Below are 6,396 nucleotides of genomic sequence, written 5' to 3'. Positions count from 1 at the left end.
TGGGGGATTGGCGCGCGAACGCCTTGGCGCATGGCGCAATATCGCGTCGTACCAACAAGGCGGTCGCGCGCGCCTGTCACAGGCGTTACTGGCCAAAAACAAACGTAGGAGCGAGCGCAGCTCGCGATGCGCCGCGCGGGCGGCGCTCGATCTCACAGGCGCCACAAGGCTAAACCCAAACCCATCCCCAACCCCATCATTCAGTTGACCACCCGCCACCCCCCGCGTAGCCTTGCCGCTTCGAGGTTCTTCGGCCAGGCCGAAGCTAAGACGGGAACGCGGTTCAAGCCGCGGCTGCCCCCGCAACTGTAGGCACCGACAACGGATCGACACAGCCACTGCGCCCCCGGCGCGGGAAGGCGTCATCCCGCCAGCCCCTGTATTGCACAGCGGCGCTGGCACGGTGCAAGCCAGGAGACCTGCCTCGTCACGTTTTCGACTTTCAACCGGGCGGGGTGATCCGGTGGCGAACGAGCCCGGCCGGCCTGGCCCGAGGCTTTCGTCCCGCATGCCCGCGCCAACCTGCCAAGGGCAACGCGACATGAAAACACTGGCCAAGCTCCCCGTCACCATCGTTACCGGCTTCCTCGGCTCGGGCAAGACCACCTTGCTCCGCCATATGCTCGACAACGCCCAGGGCCGCCGCATCGCGGTCATCGTCAATGAGTTCGGCGAGCTCGGCATCGACGGCGAAATCCTCAAGCAGTGCAGCATTGGATGCACCGAGGAAGAGGCCAGCGGCCGGGTCTACGAGCTGGCCAACGGCTGCCTGTGCTGCACCGTGCAGGAAGAATTCTTCCCGGTGATGCGCGAGCTGGTGGCGCGCCGCGGCGACCTCGACCACATTCTCATCGAAACCAGCGGCCTGGCACTGCCCAAGCCCCTGGTCCAGGCCTTCCAATGGCCGGAAATTCGCAATGCCTGCACCGTCGATGCGGTGATCACCGTGGTCGACAGCCCGGCCGTGGCCGCCGGCACCTTCGCCGCCTACCCGGAGCAGGTCGATGCACAGCGCAAGCTCGACCCCAACCTGGACCACGAGTCGCCCCTGCACGAACTGTTCGCTGACCAACTGGCCAGCGCCGACCTGGTGGTGTTGAACAAGGCCGACCTGATCGATGCCGAGGGCCTGGCCAAGGTCCGCGCCGAAGTGGCCGAAGAGTTGCCGCCAGCGGTTAAGGTGATCGAGGCCAGCAGTGGCCGCCTGCCGCTGGACGTGCTGCTGGGCGTGGGCGCCGAGGCCGAAGCGCATATCGATGGCCGCCGTACCCACCACGATTCGCACCATGATGGTGATGACCACGACGACCACGACCACGACGCCTTCGACTCCATTTCCATCGACCTGCCAGAAGCCGACGAGCGCCTGCTGCTCGACGCCCTGAACCAGCTGGTGGTGGAGTTCGGCATCCTGCGCGCCAAAGGTTTCGCTGCGATTCCCGGCAAGCCGATGCGCCTGCTGGTGCAAGGCGTGGGTACCCGTTTCGACAAGCACTTCGACCGCGCCTGGCGCGCCGACGAGCCGCGTATCACCCGCCTGGTGCTGATTGGCCAGGACCTTGACGCCGCCCAACTGGAAGCGCGCCTGCGCCAAGCCCTGGGCGCCTGACCCATGCACCTGCTGCGGACCCAGCCCGGCGGCTTCGTGCCGGACGACAGCATTGCCGACCTCGGCCAGACACCCGCCGAGCTGGTGATCCTCTGCAGCGGCGACTCGCACCTGGCGCTGCTGGCCGAAACCGCCGAGCAGCTGCCGGCAGACTACCCCAGCCTGCGCCTGGCCAACCCGATGCAGGTGCAGAACCACGCCTCGGTCGACCTGTATGTCGACCAGGTGCTGCGCCTTGCCAAGGTGATTCTGGTGTCGCTGCATGGCGGTGTCGGTTACTGGCGCTATGGCGTCGAGCAACTGGTTGAACTGGCCGCCCGCGGCGTGCAGGTGATCATGGTGCCCGGCGACGACCGCCCAGACCCGGAACTCACCGGGCTGGGCTCGGTGGCCGGGGTGCCCGCCGAACGGCTCTGGCACTACCTGCGCCAGGGCGGCAAGGCCAATGCGCTCAACCTGTTCAACTGCCTGGCCAACCAGTGGCTGGGGCGTGACTATGCCTGGGACGAGCCGCAGCCACTGCCGCGAACCTCGGTGTATCACCCGGCCAAGGCCGCCGCGCAGCTCAGCGACTGGTACAGCCAATGGCACCCGGAGCACCCGGTGGCACCGCTGCTGTTCTACCGCTCGCACCTGCAGGCGGCCAACACCGCGTTCATCGACGTGTTCTGCGAGCGCATGCTGGCCGCCGGGCTCAACCCATTGCCCATCGCCGTGGCCAGCCTGAAGGAAAGCGCCTGCCTCGAACAGGTTGAAAACTGGCTGGATGAGGTGGGTGCCGAGGTACTGGTCAATACCACCGGCTTTGCCCTGTCCAGCCCCGAACGCCCCAACCTGCGCCCGTTTCGCCGCGACATCCCGGTGTTGCAGGCGATCTGCGCGCAGGACAACCAGCCCGGCTGGGAGGCCAGCGAGCAGGGCCTCGGCGCCCGTGACCTGGCCATGCACATCGCCTTGCCGGAGCTGGACGGGCGCATCATCACCCGCCCGGTGAGCTTCAAGGACATGGCCTGGCGCAGTGAGCGCAGCCAGTCCGACGTGGTGTGCTACCGCGCCCACCCTGAGCGCATGGATTTCGTCGCCGAACTGGCCCGCCGCTGGGTCGAGCTGGCGCGCCTGCCCAATGCGCAGAAGCGCGTGGCGCTGGTGCTGGCCAACTACCCGACCCGGGACGGGCGCATTGGCAATGGCGTGGGCCTGGACACCCCGGCCGCTGCCTTGAACATCCTTCAAGCGCTGCAGGCCCAGGGTTACCCGGTGGCGGCGCTGCCGGGCACGGGCACGGCATTGATCCAGCAACTGCTGGGCGGGGTGACCAACGACCTCGACCACCTCGACCAGCGCCCCTGCGCCCAGAGCCTGGCCCTGGCCGATTACCAGGCTGCCTTCGCGCGCCTGCCTGAAGCCAACCGCCAGGCCGTGCTGGAGCGTTGGGGGCCCCCCGAGCAAGACCCGATGTACCGCGCAGGCCGGCTGATGGTGGCCGGCCTGCGCTTTGGCCTGACCTTCGTCGGCATACAGCCGGCACGCGGTTACCAGGTCGACCCCAGCGCGGTGTACCACGACCCCGACCTGGTGCCGCCCCATGGCTACCTGGCCTTCCACTTCTGGTTGCGCCACACCTACGCCGCCGACGCGGTCATCCATGTGGGCAAGCACGGCAACCTTGAATGGTTGCCCGGCAAGGGGGTTGGTTTGTCCGCCACCTGCTGGCCAGACGCGCTGCTCGGGCCTTTGCCCAACATCTACCCGTTCATCGTCAACGACCCGGGCGAGGGCGCCCAGGCCAAGCGCCGCACCCAGGCCGTGATCATCGACCACTTGATGCCACCGTTGACCCGCGCTGAAACCTACGGGCCGCTGCGCCACCTGGAACAGCTGGCCGACGAGTTCTACGAAGCGCAGCTGCTCGACCCACGCCGGGCCCGCGAGCTGCAACGGGATATCCTGGAACTGGTCAAGGCCAACCACATTGATCGAGAACTGCAGCTCGAAGGGCAATTGGACGACGCCGCTGTCTGGCTGCCACGCCTGGATACCTACCTGTGTGACCTGAAGGAATCGCAGATTCGCGACGGCTTGCATGTGTTTGGCCAGTCGCCCGCGGGCCGCCTGCGCCTGGACACCTTGCTGGCCTTGCTGCGGGTGGAGCGTGGCGATGGCCGGGGCGGCAATGCCAGCCTGTTGCGCAGCCTGGCCAAGGCCCTGGTGCCGGGCTTCGACCCGTTGGACTGCGACCTCGGCCAACCTTGGCCGGGGCCGTTCCCGGCGCAGTTGCAGGCACTGAGCGCAGAGCCCTGGCGCAGCTGCGGGGACACCCGTGAACGCCTCGAACTGCTGGCCTTGCAGGTGATCGAGCAGGCGCTGGACGGCAGCCTGCAGCTGCCCGCCGAGGCCCAGTGGCAGCCCGTCAGCGACGTGGTGCTGGCCCTGCGCGAACAGGTGGCGCCAGACCTGGATGCCTGCGGCGGCGCCGAACTCAATGGCTTGCTTGCCGCGCTGGCGGGCCGTTTCGTGCCCGCTGGCCCAAGCGGCGCGCCCAGCCGTGGCCGCCTCGACGTGCTGCCTACCGGCCGCAACTTCTATACCGTGGATGTGCGCAACCTGCCCACCACCACGGCCTGGCGCCTGGGCTTCGCCTCGGCCAACCTGATCCTCGAACGCCACCTGCAGGACCACGGCGACCATCTGCGCCAGCTGGGCCTGTCGGTGTGGGGCACGGCAACCATGCGCACCGGCGGTGATGACATCGCCCAGGCCATGGCGCTGATGGGTGTGCGCCCGGTGTGGGCGACCGGTAGCCAGCGGGTCGACGACTTCGAAATCCTGCCGCTGAGCCTGCTGGACCGCCCACGGGTAGACGTGACCCTGCGCGTCTCTGGCTTCTTCCGCGATGCCTTCGGGAACCTTATCCGCCTGTTCGACGCGGCGGTACAGGCCGTGGCGGCGCTGGACGAACCGGCCAACCTCAACCCGCTGGCCGCCCGCGTGCGCAGCGAGCGCGAAGCGCTGCAGGCCCAGGGCCTGGCGGCCGATGACGCCGCCCGCCAGGCGGGCTGGCGGGTGTTCGGCGCCAAGCCCGGCGCCTATGGTGCGGGGGTGCAGAACGCCATTGACGGGCGCCTGTGGCACAGCCGCGACGACCTGGTCGAGGTGTACCTCAACCATGGCGGTTACGCCTATGGTGCCAAGGACGAGGGCACCCCGGCGCGCGCCCGCTTCGCCCAGCGCCTGAGCCAGGTGCAAGCGGTGCTGCAGAACCAGGACAACCACGAGCATGACCTGCTCGACTCCAACGATTACTACCAGTTCCAGGGCGGCATGCTGGCAGCGTCGGAAACCCTGGCCGGTGCCAGCGTGGCCAGTTACCACGGCGACCACAGCCAGGTCGACCGGCCACGCATCCGTACCCTGAAAGAAGAACTGAACCGGGTCATCCGTGCCCGCGCCCTGAACCCCAAGTGGATCGAGGGGGCCAAGCGTCACGGCTATAAAGGTGCCTTCGAGATGGCAGCGACGGTCGACAACCTGTTCGCCTTCGACGCCACCACCCACCTGATCGACGACCATCATTACCAGGCGCTGGCCGATGCCTATGTGCTCGACCCAGCGACCCGCGACTTCATGCGCGAGCACAACCCCGAGGCCCTGCGCGACCTCACCGAGCGTTTGCTCGAAGCCCAGCAACGTGGGCTTTGGGAAGCGCCCGGCGATTACCGCGAGGCGCTTGAGGAACAACTGCTCGACGGCGAGGAACAGGCTTGAAATGAGTGAACCCGTGCAATTTCCCTTGGCTGCCGTGGTTGGCGCCGACGACCTCAAGCTGGCCCTGTGCCTGACGGCCATCGACCCGAAAATCGGTGGCGTGTTGATCGAAGGCCCGCGCGGCATGGCCAAGAGCACCCTGGCCCGGGGGCTGGCCGACCTGCTCGGCGAAGGGCCGTTCGTCACCTTGCCGCTGGGCGCCAGTGAAGAGCGCCTGGTCGGCACGCTGGACCTGGATGCAGCGTTGGGCCAGGGCAAGGCGCAGTTTTCCCCGGGGGTACTGGCCCATGCCGATGGGGGTGTGCTGTATGTGGATGAAGTCAACTTGCTGCCCGACACCCTGGTCGACCTGCTGCTGGACGTGGCCGCCAGCGGCACCAACCGCATCGAGCGGGACGGCATTTCCCACCGCCACAGCGCCCGTTTCGTGCTGATTGGCACGATGAACCCGGAAGAGGGCGAGTTGCGCCCGCAACTGCTTGACCGTTTTGGCCTGAACGTCGCCCTTGAAGGCCTGCCAGCCCCTGAGGCGCGGCAGCAGATCATCCGTCGCCGCCTGGCGTTTGACAGCGACCCGCAAGCCTTCTGCGCGCAGTGGGCTGAAGCGCAGGCGCAACTGCGTGGGCGCTGCCAGGCCGCGCGCCAGGGCTTGGCGGCGATTGCCCTGGACGACCAGGCCCTGGCCTGGATCACCGAGCGTTGCTTTGCCGCGGGCGTCGATGGCCTGCGCGCCGACCTGGTCTGGCTGCGCGCCGCCCGTGCGCATTGCGCCTGGCGGGGCGGGCAGGCGATCGAGGAGCAGGATGTGGACGCGGTGGCCGAATTCGCCCTGCGCCATCGCCGCCGCGTGGCGCCGGACGCCGCGCCACCCTCGGCACCGCCCCAGGGCGGGCAGGGTGAGGCCCAGGGCCAGGGCGGGCAGGGTGACTGGGGCGCATTGCCCGCCCAGCCTGTTGCCAGCGGTGCCCGGCGCGAGGTGCCGAACTGGGCAAAAAAGCCCTGAGCATCCGCCCACCAGGTAA

At 68.2% G+C, this 6,396-nt stretch carries 3 protein-coding genes and 1 riboswitch; all 3 genes read left to right on the top strand.

Going from position 1 to position 6,396, the window contains the following annotated elements; translation table 11 throughout:
* Window positions 1-226: 226 nt before the first annotated feature.
* Window positions 227-442: riboswitch (cobalamin riboswitch) on the top strand.
* A 99-nt stretch (window positions 443-541) separates the two neighbouring features.
* Genes cobW through F3J44_RS28550 form a run of 3 tightly spaced genes read left to right on the top strand, consistent with a single transcriptional unit; the run spans window position 542 to window position 6,377 of the window.
* A complete protein-coding gene (gene cobW, locus F3J44_RS28560) occupies window positions 542-1,609 on the top strand; it encodes a cobalamin biosynthesis protein CobW (protein WP_167061074.1) in 1,068 nt (355 codons plus the stop codon).
* Window positions 1,610-1,612: 3 nt separating this feature from the next.
* Window positions 1,613-5,374 carry a cobaltochelatase subunit CobN gene (cobN, locus tag F3J44_RS28555; RefSeq protein ID WP_167277831.1) on the top strand — a complete coding sequence of 1,254 codons (3,762 nt, stop codon included), beginning with the start codon at window positions 1,613-1,615 and terminating at the stop codon, window positions 5,372-5,374.
* A gap of 1 nt (window position 5,375) precedes the next feature.
* Window positions 5,376-6,377, top strand: a complete 1,002-nt coding sequence (locus F3J44_RS28550) for an ATP-binding protein (protein ID WP_167277830.1) — start codon at window positions 5,376-5,378, stop codon at window positions 6,375-6,377.
* The last annotated feature ends 19 nt before the right edge of the window (window positions 6,378-6,396 follow it).

Source organism: Pantoea sp. Tr-811, from assembly GCF_011752535.1.
In the GTDB taxonomy this organism is placed as follows: Bacteria; Pseudomonadota; Gammaproteobacteria; order Pseudomonadales; family Pseudomonadaceae; genus Aquipseudomonas.
Note: the sequence above shows the minus strand (reverse complement) of the source record. Positions and strands in the feature narration are given on the sequence as shown.